Origin of the sequence: Polynucleobacter sp. MWH-HuK1, from assembly GCF_018881815.1 — a bacterium.
Lineage (GTDB): Bacteria > Pseudomonadota > Gammaproteobacteria > Burkholderiales > Burkholderiaceae > Polynucleobacter.
This window is the reverse complement of the sequence record NZ_JACVPP010000001.1, coordinates 1,745,603-1,769,087: the sequence shown is the minus strand read 5'-3', so window position 1 is coordinate 1,769,087 and position 23,485 is coordinate 1,745,603. Positions and strand designations below refer to the sequence as shown.

The 23,485-nt window shown below is 45.8% G+C and carries 22 protein-coding genes and 1 tRNA gene; 19 read left to right on the top strand and 4 right to left on the bottom strand.

The genetic code is table 11. From position 1 onward, the window contains the following. The first annotated feature begins 5 nt into the window (after nt 1–5). The 11 genes from ICE93_RS09095 (at nt 6) to ICE93_RS09045 (ending at nt 12,600) form a co-directional block, all read left to right on the top strand. Complete coding sequence (locus tag ICE93_RS09095) at nt 6–665, top strand: tetratricopeptide repeat protein (RefSeq protein ID WP_216187500.1); 660 nt, start codon at nt 6–8, stop codon at nt 663–665. Continuing rightward, nucleotides 665–1,822, top strand: a complete 1,158-nt coding sequence (gene bamB, locus ICE93_RS09090; protein ID WP_216187498.1) for an outer membrane protein assembly factor BamB — start codon at nt 665–667, stop codon at nt 1,820–1,822. Before ICE93_RS09095 ends, bamB begins: the two co-directional genes overlap by 1 nt. Continuing rightward, a complete protein-coding gene (gene der / locus ICE93_RS09085; RefSeq protein ID WP_216187496.1) occupies nt 1,819–3,183 on the top strand; it encodes a ribosome biogenesis GTPase Der in 1,365 nt (454 codons plus the stop codon). The genes bamB and der overlap by 4 nt, the downstream gene beginning before the upstream one ends. A gap of 160 nt (nt 3,184–3,343) precedes the next feature. After that, complete coding sequence (gene hfq, locus ICE93_RS09080) at nt 3,344–3,586, top strand: RNA chaperone Hfq (protein WP_068321135.1); 243 nt, start codon at nt 3,344–3,346, stop codon at nt 3,584–3,586. Then, complete coding sequence (gene hflX, locus ICE93_RS09075) at nt 3,579–4,820, top strand: GTPase HflX (RefSeq protein WP_255554722.1); 1,242 nt, start codon at nt 3,579–3,581, stop codon at nt 4,818–4,820. The genes hfq and hflX overlap by 8 nt, the downstream gene beginning before the upstream one ends. Then, on the top strand, nt 4,810–6,306 hold the full coding sequence (hflK, locus tag ICE93_RS09070) for an FtsH protease activity modulator HflK (RefSeq protein WP_216187495.1): 1,497 nt from the start codon (nt 4,810–4,812) through the stop codon (nt 6,304–6,306). Before hflX ends, hflK begins: the two co-directional genes overlap by 11 nt. Continuing rightward, entirely contained in the window at nt 6,306–7,175 is an 870-nt protein-coding gene (hflC, locus tag ICE93_RS09065; protein ID WP_216187492.1) for a protease modulator HflC, read from the top strand. Before hflK ends, hflC begins: the two co-directional genes overlap by 1 nt. 20 nt (nt 7,176–7,195) lie before the next feature. Beyond that, nucleotides 7,196–8,371, top strand: coding sequence for an ATP phosphoribosyltransferase regulatory subunit (locus ICE93_RS09060; protein ID WP_216187491.1), 1,176 nt, complete (start codon nt 7,196–7,198; stop codon nt 8,369–8,371). 53 nt (nt 8,372–8,424) lie between these two features. Continuing rightward, nucleotides 8,425–9,765: an adenylosuccinate synthase gene (locus ICE93_RS09055; protein WP_216187489.1), complete on the top strand. Its 1,341-nt coding sequence runs from the start codon at nt 8,425–8,427 to the stop codon at nt 9,763–9,765. A gap of 55 nt (nt 9,766–9,820) precedes the next feature. Continuing rightward, nucleotides 9,821–12,034, top strand: coding sequence for a malate synthase G (locus ICE93_RS09050; protein ID WP_216187487.1), 2,214 nt, complete (start codon nt 9,821–9,823; stop codon nt 12,032–12,034). A gap of 71 nt (nt 12,035–12,105) precedes the next feature. Then, nucleotides 12,106–12,600, top strand: a complete 495-nt coding sequence (locus ICE93_RS09045) for a hypothetical protein (protein ID WP_216187485.1) — start codon at nt 12,106–12,108, stop codon at nt 12,598–12,600. On the opposite strand, the gene ICE93_RS09040 is transcribed toward ICE93_RS09045, so the two are convergent. Further along, nucleotides 12,587–13,102, bottom strand: coding sequence for a hypothetical protein (locus ICE93_RS09040; protein ID WP_216187483.1), 516 nt, complete (start codon nt 13,100–13,102; stop codon nt 12,587–12,589). The genes ICE93_RS09045 and ICE93_RS09040 overlap by 14 nt on opposite strands. A gap of 85 nt (nt 13,103–13,187) precedes the next feature. Between ICE93_RS09040 and ICE93_RS09035 the strand changes: the two genes are divergently transcribed. From ICE93_RS09035 to ICE93_RS09020, 4 genes are read left to right on the top strand one after another with little or no spacing between them, the layout of a single operon-like run. Further along, nucleotides 13,188–14,420 (top strand): MFS transporter, encoded by a 1,233-nt coding sequence (locus tag ICE93_RS09035; RefSeq protein ID WP_216187481.1) that lies wholly within the window; start codon nt 13,188–13,190, stop codon nt 14,418–14,420. A 10-nt stretch (nt 14,421–14,430) separates the two neighbouring features. Further along, nucleotides 14,431–15,117: a dienelactone hydrolase family protein gene (locus ICE93_RS09030; RefSeq protein ID WP_216187480.1), complete on the top strand. Its 687-nt coding sequence runs from the start codon at nt 14,431–14,433 to the stop codon at nt 15,115–15,117. A 4-nt stretch (nt 15,118–15,121) separates the two neighbouring features. Then, nucleotides 15,122–15,928: a DUF4239 domain-containing protein gene (locus ICE93_RS09025; protein ID WP_216187478.1), complete on the top strand. Its 807-nt coding sequence runs from the start codon at nt 15,122–15,124 to the stop codon at nt 15,926–15,928. 16 nt (nt 15,929–15,944) lie between these two features. Beyond that, entirely contained in the window at nt 15,945–16,445 is a 501-nt protein-coding gene (locus tag ICE93_RS09020; protein ID WP_216187476.1) for a hypothetical protein, read from the top strand. Here ICE93_RS09020 and ICE93_RS09015 read toward each other — a convergent pair. Together ICE93_RS09015 and ICE93_RS09010 are read right to left on the bottom strand one after the other, a co-directional pair. Further along, complete coding sequence (locus tag ICE93_RS09015) at nt 16,440–17,741, bottom strand: APC family permease (protein WP_216187474.1); 1,302 nt, start codon at nt 17,739–17,741, stop codon at nt 16,440–16,442. The two genes, ICE93_RS09020 and ICE93_RS09015, sit on opposite strands and share 6 nt — an antisense overlap. A 90-nt stretch (nt 17,742–17,831) precedes the next feature. Then, nucleotides 17,832–17,918 (bottom strand) — tRNA-Leu (locus tag ICE93_RS09010). Nucleotides 17,919–18,073: 155 nt separating this feature from the next. On the opposite strand from ICE93_RS09010, the gene rnr reads away from it, so the two are divergent. From rnr to ICE93_RS08995, 3 genes are read left to right on the top strand one after another with little or no spacing between them, the layout of a single operon-like run. Beyond that, nucleotides 18,074–20,455, top strand: a complete 2,382-nt coding sequence (rnr, locus tag ICE93_RS09005; RefSeq protein ID WP_216187472.1) for a ribonuclease R — start codon at nt 18,074–18,076, stop codon at nt 20,453–20,455. 34 nt (nt 20,456–20,489) lie between these two features. Beyond that, nucleotides 20,490–21,257 carry a 23S rRNA (guanosine(2251)-2'-O)-methyltransferase RlmB gene (gene rlmB / locus ICE93_RS09000; protein WP_216187471.1) on the top strand — a complete coding sequence of 256 codons (768 nt, stop codon included), beginning with the start codon at nt 20,490–20,492 and terminating at the stop codon, nt 21,255–21,257. Nucleotides 21,258–21,272: 15 nt separating this feature from the next. Next, nucleotides 21,273–21,458 (top strand): DUF2892 domain-containing protein, encoded by a 186-nt coding sequence (locus ICE93_RS08995; protein ID WP_068321183.1) that lies wholly within the window; start codon nt 21,273–21,275, stop codon nt 21,456–21,458. Nucleotides 21,459–21,486: 28 nt separating this feature from the next. On the opposite strand, the gene tal is transcribed toward ICE93_RS08995, so the two are convergent. Then, complete coding sequence (gene tal, locus ICE93_RS08990) at nt 21,487–22,464, bottom strand: transaldolase (protein WP_216187469.1); 978 nt, start codon at nt 22,462–22,464, stop codon at nt 21,487–21,489. Nucleotides 22,465–22,557: 93 nt separating this feature from the next. Here tal and rpiA point away from each other — a divergent pair, with 93 nt between their 5' ends. After that, the gene (gene rpiA, locus ICE93_RS08985) at nt 22,558–23,268 is read left to right on the top strand and encodes a ribose-5-phosphate isomerase RpiA (RefSeq protein WP_216187467.1); all 711 of its coding nucleotides are present in this window, start codon (nt 22,558–22,560) and stop codon (nt 23,266–23,268) included. Nucleotides 23,269–23,485 lie beyond the last annotated feature (217 nt).

Sequence of the window (23,485 nt, the reverse complement as noted above, 5' to 3'; positions counted from 1 at the left end):
TTGATATGCCTTTAGATCTAGAAGAACAAGAGCAATTAGACCAATTTAAAGCGTTTTGGCAAAAATATCGCAATCTCATTACAGGCGTAATTACTGCTGCTTTATTTGCCTATGCTGCTTATAGTGGTTATCAGTGGTGGCGTAATAGTCAGGCGCTTGAAGCCTCGAAACTATACGAAACAATGGTCGGCGCAATTGCTAAGGGCGATAAAGATCAAACCTTGCGTGCCGCAGATGATTTGCAAAAAGATTTTGGCCGTACACCTTATGCGGCGATGTCTAGTCTAATTGCTGCACGTATCGCATCAGATGCGGGTGATGGTAATAAAGCGTTGGATTATTTACGTTGGGCAGCTAAGAATGCTTCAAATAATGGCTACTTGGCATTGGCAAAGTTACGTTTAGTGACGCAGTTAATTGAGCAGGGTGGAGAAAAGGATTTTGCTGAGGCAGATCAAATTCTGAATCTGAAGCCGATTGCTGGTTTTGAGTCTCTCTGGCTTGAGCGTCGTGGTGATTGGTATTTGGCGCAAAAGAAAAATGATCAAGCAAAGCAGAGCTATCAAGAAGCCTGGAAGAAGTTAGATCAAGCAAAAGAATTTCCAGAGGAGGCGCGCCGCCTCTTGAAGGTTAAATTGGATGCAGTTGGAGGAGTTGCTCAGTGATGACTAAAGAGATGAAGCGTTTGCCGAAGCGCCTAGGCGCTGCCTTGGTATTGGGTTCGGTGGTAATGGCTTTAGTCGCTTGTTCGGGTAGCTCTCGTGTTAGAAAGCCCGCTGAACTGACTCCGGTGACGAATCAATTTGATTTGCAGCCGGTATGGTCAACTAGCGTGGGCTCTTCAGAAGGCTTTAACTTTCATCCTATTGTTGCTGGCGATGCTGTATACGCTGCTTCTCATCGAGGTAATTTAGCCAAAATTGATTTGGCATCAGGCAATAAGGTTTGGGAAGCATCTGTACCTGAGCGTTTGTCTGTTGGCCCTGGTTCTGATGGGCGTACTACGGTTGCTGTGACTACCAAAGGCGCTGTCTACGCTTATGACGACACAGGCAAGCAGATTTGGAAAGTCAGTGTTGGTAGTGAAGTATTGAGTGAACCAGTAGTTGCGGGCGGCATAGTAATTGTGCGCGCACTAGACAATCGGTTTGTTGGACTGGATGCGCAGACTGGCGCCAAAAAATGGACCTATCAGCGACAACAGTCTGCTTTGTCATTGCGCGTAGGTTATGGCATGTTGGCTATTGGTAACGAAGTTATTGTTACTGGTTTTGCAGGCGGACGTTTTGGCATGATTGCGATTGCTAATGGTGGTTTAGTGTGGGAGACACCGGTATCGTTTCCAAAAGGGTTTTCAGAAATTGAGCGCTTGAATGACGTCACTGCTAAACCTAGTATGGAAGGCGAGATTCTCTGTGCTGTTTCTTATCAAGGTCGCATTGGTTGTGGTCAGGCGCGTACAGGCAACCTTTTATGGTTCAAGGATTACTCAAGCTATACCGGCACTTCCCAAAGTGCGGATATGGTTTTCTCGGCAAACGATAAATCCTATGTCACTGCTTTTGCGACCAAGGATGGCACTCAGGTTTGGGAAAATACTCAGTTAACTTACCGGGACGTAGGCGAGTCGCTTGCAGTGGGTAGAGTTTTATTAATGGGTGATGCTCAAGGTTACATCCATGCATTTTCACAGGCGAATGGTGAGATGGTTGCACGTATTCGTCACGACAGTAGTCCAATCTCGGCTGCCCCAATTGCGGTAGGTGGCCTCATCTTGGTTCAATCTCAAGGTGGAAAAATAGCGGCGTACAGTCCAAAATGAATCCAGTCATTACCATCGTCGGTCGTCCCAATGTAGGGAAGTCGACTCTCTTTAATCGCTTAACGCGTTCACGTGATGCATTGGTGGCGGATTTTTCTGGCTTAACCAGGGATCGACACTACGGCAAAGGTCGCATTGGTGAGCGTGCATTTATTTGCGTAGACACCGGTGGTTTTGAGCCTGTTGCAAAAACTGGCATCGTTGCCGAAATGGCCAAACAAACCAAGCAGGCTGTTGCTGAATCAGATATTGTTATTTTCTTGGTGGATGGTCGTTTAGGGATGGCGCCACAAGATCGCGTCATCGCAGACTTCTTGCGCAAGACTGGTCGCCCGATCATCTTGGCAGTTAACAAAACTGAAGGCATGCAAGCTGGCGTTGTCACCGCAGACTTTCATGAGTTGGGTTTAGGTGAGCCTTTCCCAATCTCATCTGCGCACGGCGATGGTGTGCGTGGTTTGATTGATGATGCATTGGATTCTCTAGGCATCGCAGAGCCAGACGCAGATGAATTAGCAAACGATCCAAATCGCCCAATGAAGATTGCGGTTGTGGGTCGTCCAAATGTGGGTAAATCCACATTGATCAATAAGTTGATCGGTGAAGAGCGTGTTATTGCATTTGATATGCCAGGTACAACGCGCGATGCGATTGAAGTTCCCTTTGAGCGCAATGGCAAGCCTTACATCCTGGTTGATACCGCTGGTCTGCGTCGCCGGGGAAAGGTATTCGAAGCGATTGAAAAGTTTTCTGTTGTCAAAACATTGCAAGCGATTGCTGACTGTAATGTTGTGATCTTAATGTTGGATGCTCAGCAAGATATTTCTGAGCAAGATGCCCATATCGCAGGATTTATTGTTGAAGCTGGCCGCGCGCTAGTGGTGGCAGTGAATAAGTGGGACGGCATTGATGCGTATGTAAAAGAGCGTGCTCGTTTAGAGATTGCGCAAAAACTACGTTTCTTAGATTTTGCAAATGTTCATCCGATCTCAGCCAAAAAAGGTACCGGTCTCAAAGAACTTTTTAAAGATGTGGATTCTGCATACGCTGCAGCGATGGCCAAATTACCAACCCCTCGTTTGACCCGCATCTTGCAAGAGGCAATTGAGCATCAGCAGCCAAAACGGGTTGGTATGGGCCGTCCAAAATTACGTTATGCCCATCAAGGGGGCATGAATCCTCCAATTGTGGTCATTCATGGCACATCCTTGAGTGGGGTGACTGATAGCTATAAACGATACTTAGAGGGTCGCTTTAGGGATGTCTTTAAGTTACGCGGTACGCCTTTGCGGATTCAGATGAATACCGCCAAAAACCCCTATGTGGATGCTGATAAGGGCAAAAAAGGCAAAAAGCGTTAATTTGGGATAAGCTTTCGCCTTAAGGTTGATATGGACTTGATTTTTTCGAAAATCAGATCAATATATAAGGCTAAAGATGTAGTTCTCGTAAAGATTGGTATTTAATTAAAAAAGCAAGACTCCGAAAAAAGTAGTTCAGAAAAGATAAATAAGGGGCAGTATGAATAACAAACAAATTCAATTACTTCAGGATCCATTTCTCAATGCATTGCGTAAAGAACATGTACCTGTTTCGATCTATCTCGTAAATGGCATTAAGTTGCAGGGCAATATTGAATCCTTCGATCAATATGTGGTCCTCCTGCGCAATACCGTAACGCAGATGGTTTACAAACACGCAATCTCGACGATTGTTCCTGCTCGTGCAATTGATTTTCGTTTAGAAGAAGCTAGCCCTGTATAAAACTGGAGTAGATGCGGCACGCGCTGTTCTGGTTGGAGTGGACACGGGGCGCGAAGATTTTGCTGACAGCATGGCTGAGCTCAGCCTTTTAGCTGATAGCGCCGGATCCATACCCGCAGCAAGTGTTATCGCCCGCAAAGGCAGGACGGATCCTGCATTATTCATTGGCTCAGGTAAGGCTAATGAACTTAAAAGGGTTATGGAAGAGCAGGGCGCAGAGCTAGCAATCTTTAATCATCCTTTATCTCCAACTCAGCAACGAAATTTAGAACGCCACATTGGATTTCATGTGATGGATCGTACTGGTTTGATTTTGGATATCTTTAGTCAAAGAGCGCAAAGTCACATTGGTAAGACGCAGGTTGAGCTTGCGCAAGTGCGATATCGCATGTCTCGATTGGTGAGGGCATGGAGTCACTTAGAGCGTCAGCGTGGGGGTATTGGTGTGCGCGGTGGCCCTGGTGAAACGCAAATGGAGTTGGATCGCCGAATATTGGCAACCAAGGCCAAGCGTCTTGAGAATGAGTTGGAAAGGCTACAGCGCCAACAAAGAACGCAAAGACGTGCTCGAAATCGCAAGGATGTGTTTTCAGTCTCTTTGGTGGGGTACACCAATGCGGGCAAATCCACCCTTTTTAATGCCCTAACCAAAGCAGGGACATACGCTGCTGATCAGCTATTTGCCACCCTCGATACCACCTCCAGAAGAGTCCATTTGTATGGGGTTGGGTCGATTGTGGTCTCCGATACAGTGGGATTTATCCGAGATTTACCCCATCAGCTGGTTGAGGCTTTTAGGGCCACTTTGGATGAAACCATCCACGCGGACCTGATTTTGCATGTTATTGATGCCTGTAGCCCTGTAGTCAGGGAGCAAAAGGCTGAAGTTGAGGCTGTTTTAGAGGAAATTGGGGCTGACGACATCCCAAGGATCGAGGTAATGAACAAAATCGACCTCATGCCTCAAACCTTTACCCATGGGGCTGTTTTAGAGCGGGATGGGCAGGGCATTCCTAGCCAGATTTTCCTGTCAGCCCAGTCCGGCTTGGGCCTTGATTTACTTCGTTCAGCCCTCGCCGAATGCTCTCAAATGACTGATAGAATAAGGGTCGAGCACAACCGTGCCAAGAAACAATTGGCCCCGGATGAGTTTTTAGAGCCTTTACCTGAACGACCAGAAACTTCTGAATTTAATCCGATTTCCAACCCGAGCTATTTCTCAAATGACGCGTAAATTTCTAGGACTGTTTTCGGTCAATGATCCCGGTTGGGGCAATAGCCACAATTCCGGTGGATCTAAAGATGCTAAAGATGGGCAGGGGGGCGATCAAGCTCCAAAAGCGGATCCAGAAACCAATCAGCCAGTAGAAGCCCAGCCAAACAATCGACCAATAGGTCAGCCAAATAAGTCAGATGGCCCTCCAGATTTGGATGAGCTCTGGAGGGATTTCAACGACAGAATTGCTGGCATTTTTGGGGGCAAAAAATCTCCCGGCGCAGCAAGTAAGCCATCTAATAAACCAAGTAGCACTAATATTCCCCCGCCTTCACAACGAGGTGGTAGCGGTGGCAATGGTGGTGGAAGTGGCGGCTTCAGCGCACCTAATCTCAACTTTAGTAATCCCTTTGGATCAAAGGCAAGCATTCTGATTGCAGGTGCAGTTGTCTTCTTTATGTGGGTTTGCAGTGGCTTCTTCATCATCCAAGAGGGTCAAGCTGGTGTCATCCTTACTTTTGGTAAGTATGACTACACCGCCAAGCCTGGTATCAACTGGCGTATGCCGTGGCCAATCCAGTCTGAAGAGACGGTGAACTTATCAGGTGTTCGTTCTGTAGAAGTGGGGCGCCCAGTCTTAATTAAAGCGACGAATCAAAAAGATTCTTCCATGCTGACTGAGGATGAAAACATTATCGATGTGCGCTTTGCTGTGCAATATCGCTTAAAAGATCCTACTGATTATTTATTTAATAACCGCGATCCTGATGCGGCGGTAGTGCAGGCTGCTGAAACAGCTGTCCGCGAAATCGTTGCGCGCAGCAAGATGGATACCGTTCTGTACGAAGGTCGCGAAAAGATTGGTGTTGATTTAGCGAATTCCATCCAGAAGATTTTGGATAGTTATAAGACTGGTATCTATGTGACGAGTGTAACTGTGCAAAACGTTCAGCCACCAGAGCAAGTGCAGGCTGCATTTGATGACGCAGTAAAAGCTGGTCAAGATCAAGAGCGCTTAAAGAGTGAGGGTCAGGCGTATGCGAATGACATTATTCCAAGAGCTAAAGGTACCGCTGAACGCCTGATTCAAGAAGCTGAAGGTTATAAGGCCCGTGTAGTCGCTACCGCAGAAGGTGATGCCACACGCTTCAAGCAAGTATTGGTTGAGTACTCTAAAGCTCCTCAAGTAACGCGTGATCGTATGTATATCGATAGCATGCGTGAGATGTACAACAACGTTACTAAGATATTGGTTGATACCACTAAGAGCAATAGCCTTTTATATCTTCCGCTCGATAAGATCGTTGCGCAAGTGAGTGCTGAAAGTGCTCAAGCTGCCAGCACTCAGGTTCAATCTGGCGCAAGCACCCCTACGGGAAGTGTGACGGTGGGCGGTGCCACCGGTTCAAATGCATCTAGCTCGTCTTCTGGCGCCACCTCGACTAGCAATAGTTTCATAGATAAGCGTGATGGTCTTCGCAGTCGCGATAGGGAGGCTAGATAATGAATGCAAATCGTTTAATTGCAGCAGGCATTGGCTTTGTTGCGCTCATCTATATTTTGTCGTCAAGCATCTTTGTGGTTGATCAGCGTAAATTTGCTGTGGTATTTGCGTTTGGGTCAATTGTGCGAGTGATTGAAAATCCTGGCATTCAAGTAAAGTTGCCGGCGCCATTTGAAAGTGTTCGCTTCTTCGACCGCCGTATTTTGACAATCGACAATCCAGAGGCAGAGCGGTTCATCACTGCTGAGAAGAAAAACTTGTTAGTAGATTCTTATGTGAAATGGCGCATTGTCGATCCACGTAAGTTCTTCATTAGCTTTAAAGGCGATGAGCGCTTGGCGCAAGACCGCTTAACTCAGTTAGTTCGCTCAGCCTTGAATGAAGAGTTCACCAAACGCACTGTTCGTGAATTAATTTCTGATCAGCGTGAAGAGGTAATGCAGGGTATTCGCAAAAAGGTTGCCGATGATGCATCTGATATCGGCGTTGAGATTGTGGACGTGCGCTTAAAGCGTGTTGACCTATTGGCTGAGATTAGTGACTCTGTATATCGCCGTATGGAAGCAGAACGCAAACGTGTTGCCAATGAGTTGCGATCTATGGGTGCTGCTGAATCTGACAAGATTCGCGCAAATGCAGAGCGTCAACGCGATACGATTTTGGCTGAAGCCTATCGTGATGCCCAAAAAATTAAGGGTGCAGGTGATGCTAAAGCGACAGCGCTTTATGCAGAGGCATTTGGTCGTGACCCACAGTTTGCTCAGTTCTATCAAAGTCTAGAGGCCTATAGAGGCTCTTTCAAGGATAAGAAAGATGTGATGGTGGTTGAGCCAACTAGCGACTTCTTTAAGTTCCTGCACAAAAAATAAGAAAGCAAATAGCTCACATCATGAATCGCTGGTTACTTCCTGAAGATATTGCAGATGTTTTGCCTGCTGAGGCTCGCAAGGTTGAGTCTTTGCGTCGCGCCATTTTGGATTTATATCAGTCTTATGGTTATGAGTTAGTTGCCCCTCCAATTTTGGAGTTCTTGGATTCTTTATTAACCGGCACTGGTTCGGATCTTAATCTTCAGACCTTCAAATTGGTGGATCAATTATCTGGTCGTACCTTAGGTCTGCGTGCAGATATGACACCACAGGTAGCGCGAATTGATGCTCACCTCTTAAATCGCGCTGGGGTTACCCGTCTTTGTTATGCAGGCTCTGTTGCGCACGCTCGCACTCCAGTGGGCAGCTCTGCTCGCGAAGAATTGCAATTAGGCGCTGAGATTTATGGATGTTCCACTTGGGAAGCTGATTTAGAGGCCATTACTCTATTACTCAAAACTTTGTCGGTTGCTGGTTTAGAGAAGGTCTATATAGATTTGTCCCATGCTGGTATTTTGGCTGGCATCTTAGATGGTCAGAACTTAAATAAAGATACGGTTGAGGCTTTGTACAGTCTTTTGCAAAGCAAAGATCGTCCACGCCTGACTCAATGGGCAACTTGCTTGCCAGCAAATATTGCAAAAGCACTGATCACTTTGACCGAGTTAAATGGTCCTTGTGTAGAAGTGCTGACAAAGGCAAAAAAAGACTTACCTAAGCATGCTGCTATTGACCAGGCTTTAGCGGATCTTGAGCGTTTGGTGTCAGCCGCAGCAAAACTATCTGCCAATTTAGAGCTCAGTATTGATCTGGCTGATTTGCGTGGCTATCAGTATCACAGTGGTGTGATGTTTGCCGCCTATGTTGACCAATTACCGCAGCCAATTGCAAGAGGCGGCCGCTATGATCATGTTGGTCAAGCCTTTGGACGTCCACGTCCTGCTACTGGTTTTTCTTTGGATCTATTAACGCTAGCAAGTTTGTCGCCTTTAAGTGTCCGCAAGATGGCAATCATTGCGCCTTGGTTAGAGGATGCTGATTTAAACAAAGCTATTGCCACCCTCAGAGCTCAGGGTGAGGTAGTGATACAGGTTCTAGCAGGCACAACCCTTGAGGCTGCTGAATACGAATGTGACCGAGAGCTTGTAAAGCGGGGCAACTCTTGGGAAGTAAAAAAGAAGTCAGGCAGTTATTAAATTAAAGCAGTGAACAGTTAACTTATTTTGTAATTATCTTTTTGGATTTCATTATGTCTTCAAAGCAGCAAGCTAAAGGTCGTAACGTAGTTGTCATTGGCACCCAATGGGGTGATGAAGGCAAAGGTAAGGTGGTAGATTGGTTAACTGATCATGCAAAAGCAGTAGTTCGCTTCCAGGGTGGCCACAATGCTGGTCATACTTTGATCATTGGCGATAAGAAAACAATTCTTCGTTTGATTCCATCTGGAATCATGCATAAATCTGTTATTTGCTATATCGGTAATGGCGTAGTTCTTTCACCAGAAGCGCTCTTCAAAGAGATTGGCGAATTAGAAGCAGCAGGTTTAGATGTTCAATCACGCCTCAAGATTTCTGAAGCAACTACATTGATCCTGCCGTACCACGTGGCAATTGACCATGCACGCGAGAAGAAGCGTGGCGAAGCGAAGATCGGTACCACTGGGCGTGGCATTGGTCCTGCTTACGAAGATAAAGTGGCACGTCGTGCATTGCGTGTACAAGATTTGTTTTACCCGGAAAAATTTGCTGAGCAGTTGCGTGAAAACTTGGAATATCACAATTTCATGCTCACCAATTACTACGGTGCAGAGCCAGTAAATTACGAGAAGACATTGGCTGAAGCCATGTCCTACGCAGAGCGTCTTAAGCCGATGGTGGTGGATGTCTCTAGTGCTTTATATGCTGCCGAGCAATCTGGTCAGAATTTGCTGTTTGAAGGTGCTCAGGGCACCTTGTTGGATATTGATCACGGCACTTATCCATACGTTACTTCCAGTAACTGCGTAGCAGGTAATGCTGCTGCAGGTTCAGGAGTTGGACCTGATTCATTGCAATACATTTTGGGTATTACTAAAGCCTATTGCACCCGTGTTGGTGCTGGCCCATTCCCAAGTGAACTTTATGATCATGACAATCCTGCTAAACAAGATCCGGTTGGAGTGCGTTTAGCTGAAGTGGGTAAAGAATTTGGTTCTGTCACTGGACGTCCACGCCGTACTGGCTGGTTGGATGCTGCTGCATTAAAGCGCTCCATTCAGATCAATGGCTTGTCTGGACTATGTATTACTAAGCTAGATGTTCTAGACGGCCTTGAAACTATTCGCTTATGCGTTGGCTACAAGCTCGATGGTAAGAAATTGGATGTATTACCGCGTGGCGCAGAATCAGTGGCTCGCTGCGAACCAATTTATGAAGATTTCCCAGGCTGGAAGGGCACAACCTTTGGTATCCGTGAGTGGGGCAAGCTGCCTGTTGAGGCTCAAAACTTCCTGCGTCGTATTGAGGAAGTTGCTGGTAAGCCAATCGCAATGGTATCTACCGGTCCAGAGCGTGATGAAACCATTCTCCTCCAGCATCCTTTTCAGGATTAATGGAAAATAACCAATTCGATTTAATTTATTAACTTTTGCATAAGAAGATAACAACATGACTGCGCGCACTACCTGTAATAGCCTTCAAGTGGCAACCCCCTTATATCGTTTTATCGAAGACAAAGTGCTTCCAGGTACCGGTATTAAGAGTGCTGACTTTTGGAAGGGTTTTGATGAAATCGTTAAGGATCTCACTCCAAAAAACGAAGCCTTACTCGCAAAACGTGATCGCATTCAGGCGGATTTAGATAAATGGCATCAAGCCAATCCAGGCCCAATTACCGATATGCCTGCATATCGCAAGTTTCTAAAAGAGATTGATTACTTGGTAGATGTTCCAGGCAAGATCACTGCAACAACTAAGAACGTAGATGATGAACTGGCTCTTCAAGCTGGTCCTCAGTTGGTGGTTCCAGTTCTCAATGCCCGCTATGCATTGAATGCCGCTAACGCTCGTTGGGGGTCTTTGTATGACGCCCTTTATGGTACTGACGTTCTCTCTGAAGAAGATGGCGCCACTAAGACTGGTGCTTACAACCCAATTCGCGGTGCAAAGGTTGTTGCTTATGCTCGCAACTTCTTGGATCAGTCAGCTCCATTGGCTAAAGGCTCACATCGTGACTCAGTTGCCTACACAGTTGATGGTAATAAGTTGGTAGTCAAGTTAAAAGATGGCACAACAACTGGTTTGGCTGATGAGAAGCAATTTGTTGGTTATCAGGGCGAGGCCTCAGCGCCAAGCTCAATCCTCTTGCGTAACAACGGCATTCATATTGATATCGAAATTAATAAGAGCAAAACGATTGGCGCAAGCGATCCTGCTGGTATCAATGACGTTGTGCTGGAAGCCGCGCTTTCCACCATCTTAGATTTGGAAGACTCTATTGCTGCGGTGGATGGCGATGACAAGGTTCTTGCTTATGAAAACTGGTTAGGCATCCTCAAGGGAACTTTGGTTGAGGAGGTGAAGAAGGGTGATAAGACAATTACTCGTGCACTCAACCCAGACCGTAAATACAAAGCCGGCATTGGCGCTGTTGATGCAAAAGATGGCATTGTGACATTACATGGCCGTTCACTCTTGTTCCTCCGCAACGTTGGTCATTTGATGACTAACCCTGCAATCATTACCGGGGAGGGTAAAGAAATCTACGAAGGTATCTTGGATGCTGTTGTAACTGTATTGATCGCTTTGTACGATATTAACCGTCCAGCAAGTCAAGCCATTGGCAATACTCGCAAGGGTTCTGTTTATATCGTTAAGCCAAAAATGCATAGCCCTGAAGAAGTGGCTTTTGCAGGTGAATTGTTTGGCCGCGTTGAAAAATTACTCGGCCTGCCAGCTGATACAGTGAAACTGGGCATCATGGATGAAGAGCGTCGCATGAGTGCGAACATCAAGGCAGCGATTGCTGCTGCTGGTGCGCGTGTTGCTTTTATTAATACTGGCTTCTTAGATCGTACTGGCGATGAGATGCACACTGCTATGTATGCAGGTCCAATGATGCGCAAGGGCGATATGAAAACCAGCAAGTGGTTGTCAGCCTATGAGCGTCGTAACGTATTTGCAGGTTTGGATTGCGGCTTGCGTGGCCGTGCTCAAATCGGTAAAGGTATGTGGGCAATGCCAGACATGATGAAGGCTATGGTTGAGCAGAAGATTGTTCACCCAAAAGCAGGCGCCAATACTGCTTGGGTGCCATCTCCAACTGCTGCAACCTTGCATGCGCTTCACTATCACCAAGTAAACGTAGCTGAGCTACAAAAAGAAATGGAAAAGCTCGATACTCAGGCTGAAGCGGAAGCCTTAATTAATGATTTGTTGACCATTCCAGTGGTAGAAAAGGCTAACTGGTCTAAAGAAGAGATTCAGCAAGAGTTGGACAACAACTGCCAAGGTATTTTGGGTTATGTAGTTCGCTGGATCGATCAAGGCGTTGGTTGCTCTAAGGTGCCCGATATTCATAACGTAGGCTTGATGGAAGATCGTGCAACTTTGCGTATCTCTAGCCAGCACATTGCTAACTGGTTACTCAATGGTATTGTGACTGCAGATCAAGTAAATGAAACTTTGCAGCGTATGGCCAAGGTAGTTGATGGCCAGAATGCTGGCGATCCCTTGTATAAACCAATGATGCCAAATTACAAAGATTCATATGCCTACAAAGCAGCAAGTGACCTGATTTTCAAAGGTCTTGAGCAGCCTAATGGCTACACTGAGCCTTTGTTGCACGCTTGGCGTTTAGAAGTGAAGAAGGCTCACGCTTAATACTTCTTTAGCGCTTTATATAAGAATGGATTTGCCCACAAAGCAAATCCATTTTTTATTTGCCAACTTTTATGTTCGGATTTCTTAACCCTTTCTCTAAAAAGTACTCCAAGTATTCATTTCAGTTAAATGATGGCGGTAGGGAGAAGGCTGGCTTTAAAGGAGGGGCAGGGGATTGTGTTGTGAGATCTATTGCAATCGCAGCAAACCTTCCTTACATGCAGGTCTACGAAGACCTCAGGCTTGCAAACGAAAGATATGCACAAGTCAAATACGATCGACTTGCTAAGAGACTAAAGATTAAAGGTTCGTCACCCAGAAATGGCAATCATCGCAATGTCTTTCATAATTACATTCTGGCTCAGGGATTTGACTGGGTACCCACCATGAAGGTGGGAGCGGGATGCCAGGTGCATCTACGCCCCGACGAGCTTCCAGAGGGCGTGCTGATTGCGAAGGTTTCCAAGCATCTGACGACCATCATTGATGGTGTGATACACGATACCCATGACCCATCAAGAGGTGGAAATCGCTGTGTTTATGGGTACTACCTTAAGAGGCGGTAGGATCTTTTTGGTGGTGCTTTAGATTCCAGGCTGCTTTATATGAGTTGGTCATGCCAATCATGACAGAGGTAGTCCATGCGATTGCAAACAAGCCAGAAAATGATATGAAGAATGCAAGGCTTTTCCAGCCATCTGGCAGAAGATCCTCAACAAATCCCACCGTAGTGTAGCAGCTGCCAACAAACAATAATGTTTGCACTGCATTGTCAATTAAATCGAGTTGATGAACATAGACCGTCCAGATGACGATTTCTGTCAGATGAATAATAGCGATGTAAAAAAATGATAAATAAAAATGAAAAAAAACTCGGTTATATTGTTTCTTTGCTAGGTTTTTATTGGTCAATCTCTCAAAGCGGGTGATGAGAAAATTAATAGTACTTCCATGGTATAGCAGAACGATGATGATGCCAAAGATGCCAAAAAAAGTATTCCGGACTAAGGGCCATAGCGGTAGTCCTGCTAGGGAAGATTGAATAATGGCGTCGGTAGCAGTAGACATAAGTTTTGTATGACTTGAAATAAATAGGCAAGTATTTCGTCCAAAGACGATAATGTCATATTGATTAAGCCAAGTAAAGCATCCCTTGAATACCGCCCCTCATACTGTTGAAACCAAGAAGCGAGAACGCTTCTTTTTGTTTTCTTTGGCAGGCATACAGTTCACCCACATCTTGGATTTCATGATCATGATGCCATTGGGCCCTGAATTTATTCGGGAGCTCAATATCAACACGCATCAATTTGGCTTGCTGCTTTCTTCTTATACATTTGCCGCAGCCGCTGCTGGTATTTTGGCTACTTATTATGTTGATCGCTTTGAGCGCAGGCAACTTCTGCTAAGTTTGTATGCGCTCTTTATTATCGCCACTTTTGCTTGTGGCTTAGCCCCCAACTATGAAGCGCTCTTTATTGCTCGCGCATTTGCTGGTGCCTTTGGCGGCATTCTGGGTTCCCTAGTTCAAACGATTGTCGCTGACTCAATTCCCTTTGAGCGGAGAGGTAAGGCGCTAGGTACGGTAATGGCTGCATTTTCGGTCTCGACAGTTGCTGGAGTTCCCTTGGGATTATTTCTTGCGAACCATATCCCAAGTTTGGGTTGGCGTGCACCATTCTTTTTTATCACCTTAATTTCAAGTCTGATTCTGTATTTAGGCTATCGCAATATTCCTAAGATCGCAGAACATTTAGATCATGTTCATGAAGGCAGTCGATTGAGTCAGGTTTTGAAGATCTTGATTGTGCCTTCGCATATCAAAGCTTTTGTATTCATGGCACTCATTATGATTACAGGTTTCTCTGTTATCCCTTATATCGCTCTCTATTTCACCTCCAATGTTGGAATTAGTAACTCTTATATTTCTTTGATTTACCTTTGTGGTGGTGTAGCTACCCTATTGAGCTCTCGTTTTATAGGCCATATGTCTGATAAGTATGGAAAGGTTGCTGTTTTCCGGGTCTTGGCAATTGTTAGTCTTATACCGATCTTGGTAACAACTAATTTACCGGTAACGCCTCTATGGATCGTGTTGATTAATTCAACCGCATTTTTCGTTTTAGTATCAGGAAGAATGATTCCGGCAATGGCAATGGTGAGTCAAGTGGTTGAAAACAAGATTCGCGGAACCTTTATGAGTTTGGTTGGTTCGGTACAAATGCTGTCCTCGGGTATTGCCTCAGTTTTGGCTGGTTGGATAGTGACTATTGGGCCTGATGGCATGATGCAGCACTACAACCTCGTGGGCTATGGCGCCTCAATTTGTGGGTTGCTCACTTTCTGGCTGGTAGGATATATTCATTCTGATACAAAAAATGCATAAGGAGATACCCATGATTGAATTTAAAAGACCCGATGGACAAGTAGTAAGGGGTTACCTTGCTGAGCCGGTCGATAAGTCCAACGCTCCAGGAGTGGTTGTGATTCAGGAGTGGTGGGGTCTAGATGACGAGGTCAAGGCGGTAGCTGATCGTCTTGCAAGTACTGGGTACAGGGCGTTAGTTCCTGACTTATATCGCGGTAAGTTGGCCATCGAAGCAAATGAAGCAGAGCATCTAATGGGCGATCTTAATTTTGGTGATGCTGCCGGACAAGATATCCGTGGCGCCGTTCAGTATCTAAAAGCTACTGGGAGTGCCAAAGTTGCGGTAACGGGCTTCTGTATGGGTGGTGCACTCACCATCTTGGCTGCCTGCAATGTGCCTGAGCTTGATGGCTCGATAGTTTGGTATGGCAACCCTCCGCTGGAATATGTAAACGCCCAAGCGATTACAAAGCCAATTCTCGGGCACTGGGCAATGCATGATGAATTCTTCCCAATCTCCGGTGTAGATCAACTGGAGGATAAATTAAAGCAGGCAGGCGTGAATTATGAATTTCATCGCTATGACACTAAACATGCATTTGCAAACCCTAGGTCAGATACTCGTGGCCTATCGCCCTTGAAGTACAACGCTGAGGCTGCACAGCTAGCTTGGGAGCGCACAATGAATTTTTTAAATAAGTATATAAATAGTTAGGCCCATGAATACTCGACGTGAAGATGCGTTCTTCAATTGGATATACAAAAAAAGTAATGTCCAAATCTTATTAATACTGGTTCTCTTTTTTGTTACCTTGCTAGATGTATTGCCGCGTTTACTGCAATGCGTTCCCATCTTTGCGCCAACCCAAGATAGCACTCGATTAGGTTTAGGACTTTTTGGATCTATTATTACTTTAAGTGGTTTATTAATTGGTTTTTTACTAAATCAAGCACAGACCAATTTTCGCGAGGTTCAGACCTTGGTTTCTCAAGAAGCGGGACGTATTAATAACTTGGACCGCTTGCTGACCCGTTTTGGCGATCCTTCCATTGCACCTATACGTGCCGAGTTATTTGAGTATATGAATTCTATCGTCAATGACGAATGGGCTCTATTGCAAAAGGGCGAGGGAAGCACCAAGACGCATATGTTGTGGCGTGGCATTTCACGAAAACTGATGGCGATTGAACCTCACACCAATCGTCAAACCGCTATGTACACCGACATTATTAAGAAGTCAGAAGAGGTGGCAGAAAGTAGGGAGGCTCGTATCGAGCGATCAACTATCCGTCTGCCAGGCCTATTTTGGATAGTGATTCTGATTTGTATGTTTGCGTTGATGAGCATCAATACCTTATTTCTGCCATCAGACTCTTTTTTCTTTGGTTTGAAAATTTTGCCGATCACTATGGGGGCGCTGATTTCTCTATTGGTCATTACTGATCAGCCTTTCAAAGGGCAGAACTCTGTGCAACCCGACGCCTTCTATAAAATAATCGAATCCATTAAAACTCGTAAAGAGTAAGTCTCTATTAATTGTTATGCACTTATTTTCTGAAAATCTTGCTGTAGAAATTTCATCCTACTATCGTAATTTGGCCTTGGGGCATGGGGTGGTGCCGAAAGTCTTTACTTTAGTAAACGGCGAGGGTGATCAATATCTTTTCTTTATAGATGATCTACCCTATGAGGGTGAGGAAGAAAAGAATCAATTTCTAGCATATATCGTTCAACAGCATGATGCTGTTTGCTATGCTCGCGGAACACTGGTGATTGTTGAAAAAAATCAGCAGTACATTGAGTTTGCGGTGATTGATAGGGATGATGCTGAAGCGATTGTTTGCTCAGCTCAGTTAACTAGGGATATGGATGACAAGCCAATTGACTTGGGTGAATTTGAGAAGACCTTGGTTAAAAAGGGTTCCATTATTTTTGGAGGACTCTTCGAGCCCATTAAACTATCTGAAGAAAAGACTGAAGACTTTGAGAGCCTTTGGTTGGAAATGAAAGCAAAAATCTTGCACCGCTCAATGGGGCTATGATTCCTTTCTCAGAAATTTACGGGAAGTAGCTTCTACCGCAAACGATCCAATTAGGGCGGCAATGAGAGCGATTGCACTACCTCGAGCGCTCTCAATCACATTGATAAATAAGGTCGCAAACAAACTTAAGTTGATGATGATTGCTGCCCAGAGTGGCCAAAGCTTGGCGCCAGTTTGCTTGCGAACACGAATATGCCCAAAGGTAATTGCGGCGTAGACCAATAAAAAGGCGAGACTTGCCATTTTCCCAACCACCTCAAGCGGAAAGGCCAATACCAATGCAATTACTAAAGCGGTTGATATAGATAAAGAGCGCAGCCCCGTTTTCAGTACGTTCACGCCAAGTGCTTTGGAAATTGAGTTCTTGTTAGCCATATCAGCAGCGATATTGGATGCAGCAAAGATCGTCGCATTGAGGGCTGCGGCACAAGCTAAGAGCGCAGATGTACCAATAACAACAAAGCCAGTATTTCCAGCTACGATTTTGGCTGCATCAGCCAATACATGGCCGTTATAGGCAGCCATTTGAGCAGGGGAGAGCAGCAGGATGGCTGCGGTACTGACTAGAACATATGCGATAGTTACTAGAACAAGCGCCGAAAACATCGCAAGGGGCAGTTCCTTATGGGGCTCTTGCATAGCATTTGAAGAGTTGGTTACTACGCCAAACCCTTGATAGTTGATGTACAAAATACCAGTAGCAATAGCAATGCCATCAATAGACCAGCTAGACATCTTATATGCGCCAATATCGGCAACATGAATGCCATCTATAGAAAAGAGTATGAGAGCAATCGTCACAAAGCCAATTGCTAGCGCTTCTACCTTGCCAACAAAATTAGTCCCAAGTAATTTAATGCCGGCGCAAAAAATAACTATGCCAGCGCTAACCAGTTTTATTTCTAGTGGTGATAAATTGCCGCCTAGCAAGGTATTGGCGTATTCAGAAAATCCGGCAGCGTAAAGCGCAGCAGCTATTAGGTATGCTATGAATTGAAATATATTGAGGCCGCCTGAAATAACGCCTGGACCAAAACTCATTACAGTGAATGTGGCAGCTCCTCCGCTACTGGGAAACGTGGCACCCAATTTGGCGTAGGAATAGACCGAGAAAGACGCAGCAATGGCTCCCAGCAAAAAGGCTAGCGGAATATGTGTTCCTGCATGAGCGCTTGCAGTACCCAGTAGGGAAAAGAGTCCTGCACCCATCATCCCGCCAATACCCAGGGCAGTAGCTGAAAAAAGGCTAATCCTTTTATTCTTCTTGCTAGAGGTTTTGAGTAGGGCGAGGTTCAATTTAGAGGTTATAGACTGGTAATGGGTTGGGTTCAGCAGTTGAGCAGCAGAACCCTGTATTCAGGCTCTTAAGGGCGACTTTAAGCTATTTGGTGCCCAGGAAGGGACTCGAACCCCCACAACCTTACGATCGCCAGCACCTGAAGCTGGTGCGTCTACCAATTTCGCCACCTGGGCATGCCTTTATTATAGAGGGATGGGTATTTCTAGGTCATTTCTGGCCCCATTTGGCTTTTTCCCATCAGACTTGGTGGTTTGATACAGTAGCCTTATTCATAACAAAAATAGATATCACTAGATATATACAGGGCATGTATTGCCGAAGGAATTAAATGCGTAAAGCAAAAAACTTGGTGCCGCGTGAAGCTGACCGTTTGGGAACGGTTCAAGGGCATCGAGATGGATTTGGATTTGTTATTCCCGATGATGGTGGTGAGGATATTTTTCTATCTGAAAGGGAAATGTCACGCGTCATGCACGGCGACAGAGTGAATGTCAGAGTTTTAGGAACCGATCGTCGTGGTCGTCCTGAAGGTCAAATCGTTGAAGTTGTTCTTCATGCCAATAAAGTAGTTATCGGGCGTCTCCTAAATGAAAATGGTGTTTTGATTGTTGCGCCAGAAGATAAGCGTATCGGTCATGATATTTTGATTCCGCCAAAAGCTCAGGGCAATGCCAAATTAGGCCAAGTGGTGAGTGTCGAGATTATTGATTACCCAGATAGCTATCGCCAAGCAGTTGGACGAGTGGTAGAGGTTTTGGGTGAGATTGATGATCCCGGTATGGAAATCGAAATCGCTGTGCGGAAGTATGGCGTGCCTCATGAGTTTTCTGCTGCCGCCATGAAAGAGGCGACAGCGTTGCCGGATGCTGTGCAGCAATCAGATCTAGAAGGTCGCGTTGATCTGCGTGATGTGCCTTTGGTTACTATTGACGGTGCTGATGCGCGCGACTTTGATGATGCTGTGTACTGTGAGCCAGTCATGTACGGTCAGACTAAGGCTTGGCGTTTAATCGTTGCGATTGCCGACGTATCGCATTACGTCAAACCAGGTCAGCCATTGGATGATGAGGGCTTACTGCGAGCTACTTCGGTGTATTTCCCAAGACGTGTGATCCCAATGTTGCCAGAGAAGATCTCAAATGGTCTTTGCTCTCTTAATCCAGGTGTAGATCGTTTGTGTATGGTTTGCGATTCGGTTGTGGATAACAATGGTATTGTTTTAGCCTATCAGTTCTATCCAGCGGTGATGCACTCAGCACAACGATTTACTTACGAAACTGTTTGGGAGATCCTTTCTAATAGTAAAGGTCCTGAGGCGGCACGTTTTGCACAGTTCCGCCCCTTACTAACGAATCTCTACTCGCTGTATAAGATTTTGTTATCTGCCCGTGAAAAGCGGGGTGCTATTGAGTTCGAAACGACTGAGACCCAAATCATTAGCAATGAACTTGGCAAGATTCTGCGTATTGAGCCGCGTCTTCGTAATGATGCGCACCGCTTAATTGAAGAGTGCATGTTGACAGCTAACGTTTGTGCCGCAGACTTCATTGATAAAAATAAGCACCTCAGCTTGTATCGTGTTCACGCCGAGCCATCAGAAGAGAAGCTGGTTACCTTGCGTCAGGTTCTTAGAACCTCTGGCCTCTCATTGGGCGGTGGAGATAAGCCTAAGCCACGTGATTACGCTAAATTGATGCGTGAAATCAAAGAACGACCTGATGCCAATATGCTCCAATCGGTTGTACTGCGATCTATGCAGCAGGCGATGTATCAACCAGATAACGAGGGTCACTTTGGCTTGGCTTATCCAGCGTATTCTCATTTCACGAGTCCGATTCGTCGTTACCCTGACTTACTCACGCATCGGGTTATCAAATCGATTCTGCAGAAAAAACCTTACGTACCGGTATTGCCACCGAAAGTGCCTCTCAACTTAACCCTGCCACGCAAAGGTAAGGGTCGCGAGAATGCAGTCAATGCTAAGAAATCCCAAAGCGATGCAAAAGCAGGGGTCAAGGGCGCAAAAACACCTAAAGGAGTAAATGCGGCGCTGCCAATTTGGGGTCAGTTAGGCGTTCACTGTTCCTCCAACGAGCGTCGTGCCGATGAAGCATCGCGTGATGTCGAGGCGTGGCTCAAGTGTTACTACATGCGTGACCATTTGGGTCAAGAGTATGCTGGTACGGTAACTGGAGTAGCCAACTTTGGTCTATTCATTCAGTTGGAAAATCTGTTTGTTGAAGGCATGGTGCATGTCACTGAACTTGGCGGTGATTACTTCCAGTATGACGAAGCACGTCAAGAGTTGCGTGGTGAGCGCACCGGTATTCGTTATCGCTTAGGCGATCGCTTGCATGTATTGGTAAGTCGTGTTGATTTGGATGCTCGCAAAATTGAATTTAGCCTAGTTAAATCCGTTGGGGTAGAGCCTGGCGGATCATCTAATCGTCGTCAACTCTTGTTGGCAGCTGATACTGGCAGACCAAATAAAAAAGCAGCCTCCAAAAAGAGTCGCCCAGATAATAAGATTCCTCAAAAACCTAGCGGAATCAATGTCAATGCGGCCAAATCTGCGGGCACACTCGGTGCTAATCAGTCCAAGAGCAAAGCGACACGTAAAACCGGCAAGACTATTAAGTCTGGAAGATCGATTGGCAAACCAGCCGGCAGCAAACCTCCAGTTCGCAGCACTAAAGCGCGCCGTAAATAAAGATTCATTAGAAAAGTAAGATTAAACAAAAAAGATGAAGCAAATATTAGTTGGATTTCATGCGGTACAAGCGCGATTGCGTGTCGATCCGGGCAGTTTGAAGTCAGTGTACTTTGATTCTGGTCGTCGAGACAGACGCATGGGTGATTTCCTCAAACAAGCCGAAGAGATTTTGGGCGAACGTTTGCATGCGGCTGACGCGGAGCGCTTGCATAAGTTAACTGGGCATGACCGTCATCAAGGCGTAGTTGCTTTGGCTGAAAAAATGACTGTTGCAAGAACCGTCACTGAAGTAGTAGAAGATGCTGAGAGCGCGCAGAAGAAACCATTATTTTTGGTTTTAGATGGCGTTACCGATCCTCATAACTTTGGCGCATGTTTGCGCGTAGCAGATGGCGCTGGTGTAGACGCCATGGTGATACCTAAAGATCGTTCGGCATCCATTAATGCCACTGTGAGCAAGGTTTCTAGTGGCGCAGCAGAAGTCATGCCAGTCATCACCGTTACCAACCTCGTTCGTAGCATGAAAGAAATGCAAGAAGCAGGTGTTTGGCTCATCGGCACTGATGACGAAGCGACCAAGTCAATCTATGACATCGATCTTACGGGCTCGATTGGCATTGTCATGGGGGCTGAAGGTGAGGGTATGCGTCGCCTCACAAAAGAAAACTGTGATGAGTTAGTCCGTATTCCGATGCAGGGTGTGGTCTCAAGTTTGAATGTATCCGTTGCAAGTGGCGTATGCTTATACGAGGCATTGAGACAGCGCCTGGCCAAAGTATCTGACAAAGCTGCCAAGTAAAACAAGGAGCTTCATATGAAATGCAATATGGGACACACAGATCGCGTTCTGCGAATGACTGTTGGCGTAACCCTGATGGGTTTAGCTGGTTTTGGTATTACTGGTCCCTGGGCCTGGATTGGCGTTATTCCCTTATTAACGGGAATGATCGGTAATTGCCCAGCCTACTCAATATTGGGCATTAATACTGGTAAGAAGTAACGGGCCTTATTTAATTCCTAGCAGGGAATTACTGGGCTAGTAGCGCTTCCAGCTTTTCTGTATCAATGCAGAAGTTCCGTATACCTTCGGCTAATTTCTCGGTCGCCATGGCATCGTTGTTGAGCTGCAGGCGGAAGCTAGATTCATCGAGCTTAAGGGGTGTGATGCCTTCGGACTGCAATGCTGCTTGGGCATTGGCAGGATTGAGTTTTTTCTCAACTGATGCATTGCTGTTTTGAAGTTCGGCCAATAGTTCGGGGCTAATTGTTAGTAAGTCGACACCCGCCAACTCCAATATCTGACTGGTGTTTCTAAAGCTTGCGCCCATGATCTCGGTAGGGATGCCAAAGTGCTTGTAGTAATGAAAAATTCTCTTCACTGAAGTCACACCAGGATCATTTGCTCCGCCATTAACTGCATCACTCCAGTTGGAGCCAAGCTTGGCTTTATTCCAATCGGTAATGCGTCCTACAAACGGGGAAATCAATTTAGCATTGGCTGCGCCACAGGCTGCTGCCTGAACTAAAGAGAAGAGTAGGGTCATATTGCAATGAATGCCTTGGGCTTCTAATTCTTTCGCAGCGGCGATGCCTTCCCATGTGCCGGCTAATTTAATCAGAATGCGCTTGCGATCGATCCCATGAGATTCATATAGAGCAATTAAGTGTTTAGCCTTGGCTACAGTACCTTTGGTATCAAATGAGAGTCTGGCATCCACTTCGGTAGAAACGCGACCAGGGACAATCTTCAAAATCTCTAAGCCAAAGGCAACCAAAATGTAATCAACTAGTTCCGTAGGGCTCATGCCTGGGTGAGCTGCTTTAACAGATTGCACTAAATCCTGGTAATTACTTTGCTGAGCAGCTTTTAGAATGAGTGATGGGTTGGTAGTCGCATCCTGCGGTTGGAAGGACTGCATACGCTCAAAATCACCTGTATCGGCTACAACCGTAGTGAGTTTCTTGAGTTGTTCTAACTGGCTTGATGCTGGGGCGGTGCTATTCATGGGCTTGCTCAATACTCTAAATTGGTTTACTTGTAATTATCATATGATAGATGGATTAATTACTCAGTTCCAGTAAAGGCGTTCGATAGTTATATGAATCAAGATCAACTCAAGCAAATGGTAGGTGAAGCGGCCAGAGACGAGGTTCTCAAGTTGCCTGCTGGACAGATTTTGGGCGTAGGCACGGGTTCTACAGCCAATTGTTTTATTGATGCAATAGCTCCGCATAAGGATCATTTTGCAGGTACGGTATCTAGTTCTAATGCAACTACTGAGCGCTTACTAAAGCACGGTTTTAAAGTACTTGACCCAAACGATGTGAAAGGCTTACCTGCCTATGTCGACGGTGCGGATGAAATCGACCCGGCTGGACACATGATTAAAGGTGGCGGCGGGGCACTCACGAGGGAAAAAATCATTGCCTCCATGGCAAATCAATTCATTTGCATTTGTGATTCCTCTAAACAAGTGCCTGTGCTGGGTAACTTTGCACTACCAGTAGAAATCATTCCTCTTGCGAAAGGTATCGTGAGCCGTGAGTTGGAAAAGTTTGGCGGTAAGGTGACACTCCGCTTAGCAAAAAATACGCGCGCCGACCTCAATCAAACTCCTAGCGAGCCATTCGTGACGGATAACGGTGGGTGGATTTTGGATGTCGCATGCTTAAAGATTGCAAACCCCATTCAAATGGAAGCGCAGATCAATCAAATTGCTGGCGTCATCACCGTAGGTTTGTTTGCCAAAGAAAAAGCCAATATTTTGCTAGTTAGTAACTCTGCAGGTGTTGAGCGCATTGTTCTCTAGGAAATAAAAAACCCGACGGGGTATCCCCATCGGGTTGTTTTGCCATGGTTTGCATGGCGCAGGCGCTCGGAAGGTATTTGGTTCCTTAGCCTATAAGCACATAGATGTACTTATTCAGATTGGCTTTCGCCAATGTAGTAGGACACCATATCTGCCTTACTACGTCTCCATCCTATGCTTGTGATTTGGGCTTGTCAACATCCCAAATCAAGGGTGA

Excerpts from the sequence above, each read along its gene's own strand:
- ICE93_RS09095 (WP_216187500.1), top strand. The coding sequence starts at position 6 with ATGCCTTTAGATCTAGAAGAACAAGAGCAATTAGACCAATTTAAAGCG.
- bamB (WP_216187498.1), top strand. The coding sequence starts at position 665 with ATGACTAAAGAGATGAAGCGTTTGCCGAAGCGCCTAGGCGCTGCCTTG.
- der (WP_216187496.1), top strand. The coding sequence starts at position 1,819 with ATGAATCCAGTCATTACCATCGTCGGTCGTCCCAATGTAGGGAAGTCG.
- hfq (WP_068321135.1), top strand. The coding sequence starts at position 3,344 with ATGAATAACAAACAAATTCAATTACTTCAGGATCCATTTCTCAATGCA.
- hflK (WP_216187495.1), top strand. The coding sequence starts at position 4,810 with ATGACGCGTAAATTTCTAGGACTGTTTTCGGTCAATGATCCCGGTTGG.
- hflC (WP_216187492.1), top strand. The coding sequence starts at position 6,306 with ATGAATGCAAATCGTTTAATTGCAGCAGGCATTGGCTTTGTTGCGCTC.
- ICE93_RS09060 (WP_216187491.1), top strand. The coding sequence starts at position 7,196 with ATGAATCGCTGGTTACTTCCTGAAGATATTGCAGATGTTTTGCCTGCT.
- ICE93_RS09055 (WP_216187489.1), top strand. The coding sequence starts at position 8,425 with ATGTCTTCAAAGCAGCAAGCTAAAGGTCGTAACGTAGTTGTCATTGGC.
- ICE93_RS09050 (WP_216187487.1), top strand. The coding sequence starts at position 9,821 with ATGACTGCGCGCACTACCTGTAATAGCCTTCAAGTGGCAACCCCCTTA.
- ICE93_RS09045 (WP_216187485.1), top strand. The coding sequence starts at position 12,106 with ATGTTCGGATTTCTTAACCCTTTCTCTAAAAAGTACTCCAAGTATTCA.
- ICE93_RS09040 (WP_216187483.1), bottom strand. The coding sequence starts at position 13,102 with ATGTCTACTGCTACCGACGCCATTATTCAATCTTCCCTAGCAGGACTA.
- ICE93_RS09030 (WP_216187480.1), top strand. The coding sequence starts at position 14,431 with ATGATTGAATTTAAAAGACCCGATGGACAAGTAGTAAGGGGTTACCTT.
- ICE93_RS09025 (WP_216187478.1), top strand. The coding sequence starts at position 15,122 with ATGAATACTCGACGTGAAGATGCGTTCTTCAATTGGATATACAAAAAA.
- ICE93_RS09020 (WP_216187476.1), top strand. The coding sequence starts at position 15,945 with ATGCACTTATTTTCTGAAAATCTTGCTGTAGAAATTTCATCCTACTAT.
- rnr (WP_216187472.1), top strand. The coding sequence starts at position 18,074 with ATGCGTAAAGCAAAAAACTTGGTGCCGCGTGAAGCTGACCGTTTGGGA.
- rlmB (WP_216187471.1), top strand. The coding sequence starts at position 20,490 with ATGAAGCAAATATTAGTTGGATTTCATGCGGTACAAGCGCGATTGCGT.
- ICE93_RS08995 (WP_068321183.1), top strand. The coding sequence starts at position 21,273 with ATGAAATGCAATATGGGACACACAGATCGCGTTCTGCGAATGACTGTT.
- tal (WP_216187469.1), bottom strand. The coding sequence starts at position 22,464 with ATGAATAGCACCGCCCCAGCATCAAGCCAGTTAGAACAACTCAAGAAA.
- rpiA (WP_216187467.1), top strand. The coding sequence starts at position 22,558 with ATGAATCAAGATCAACTCAAGCAAATGGTAGGTGAAGCGGCCAGAGAC.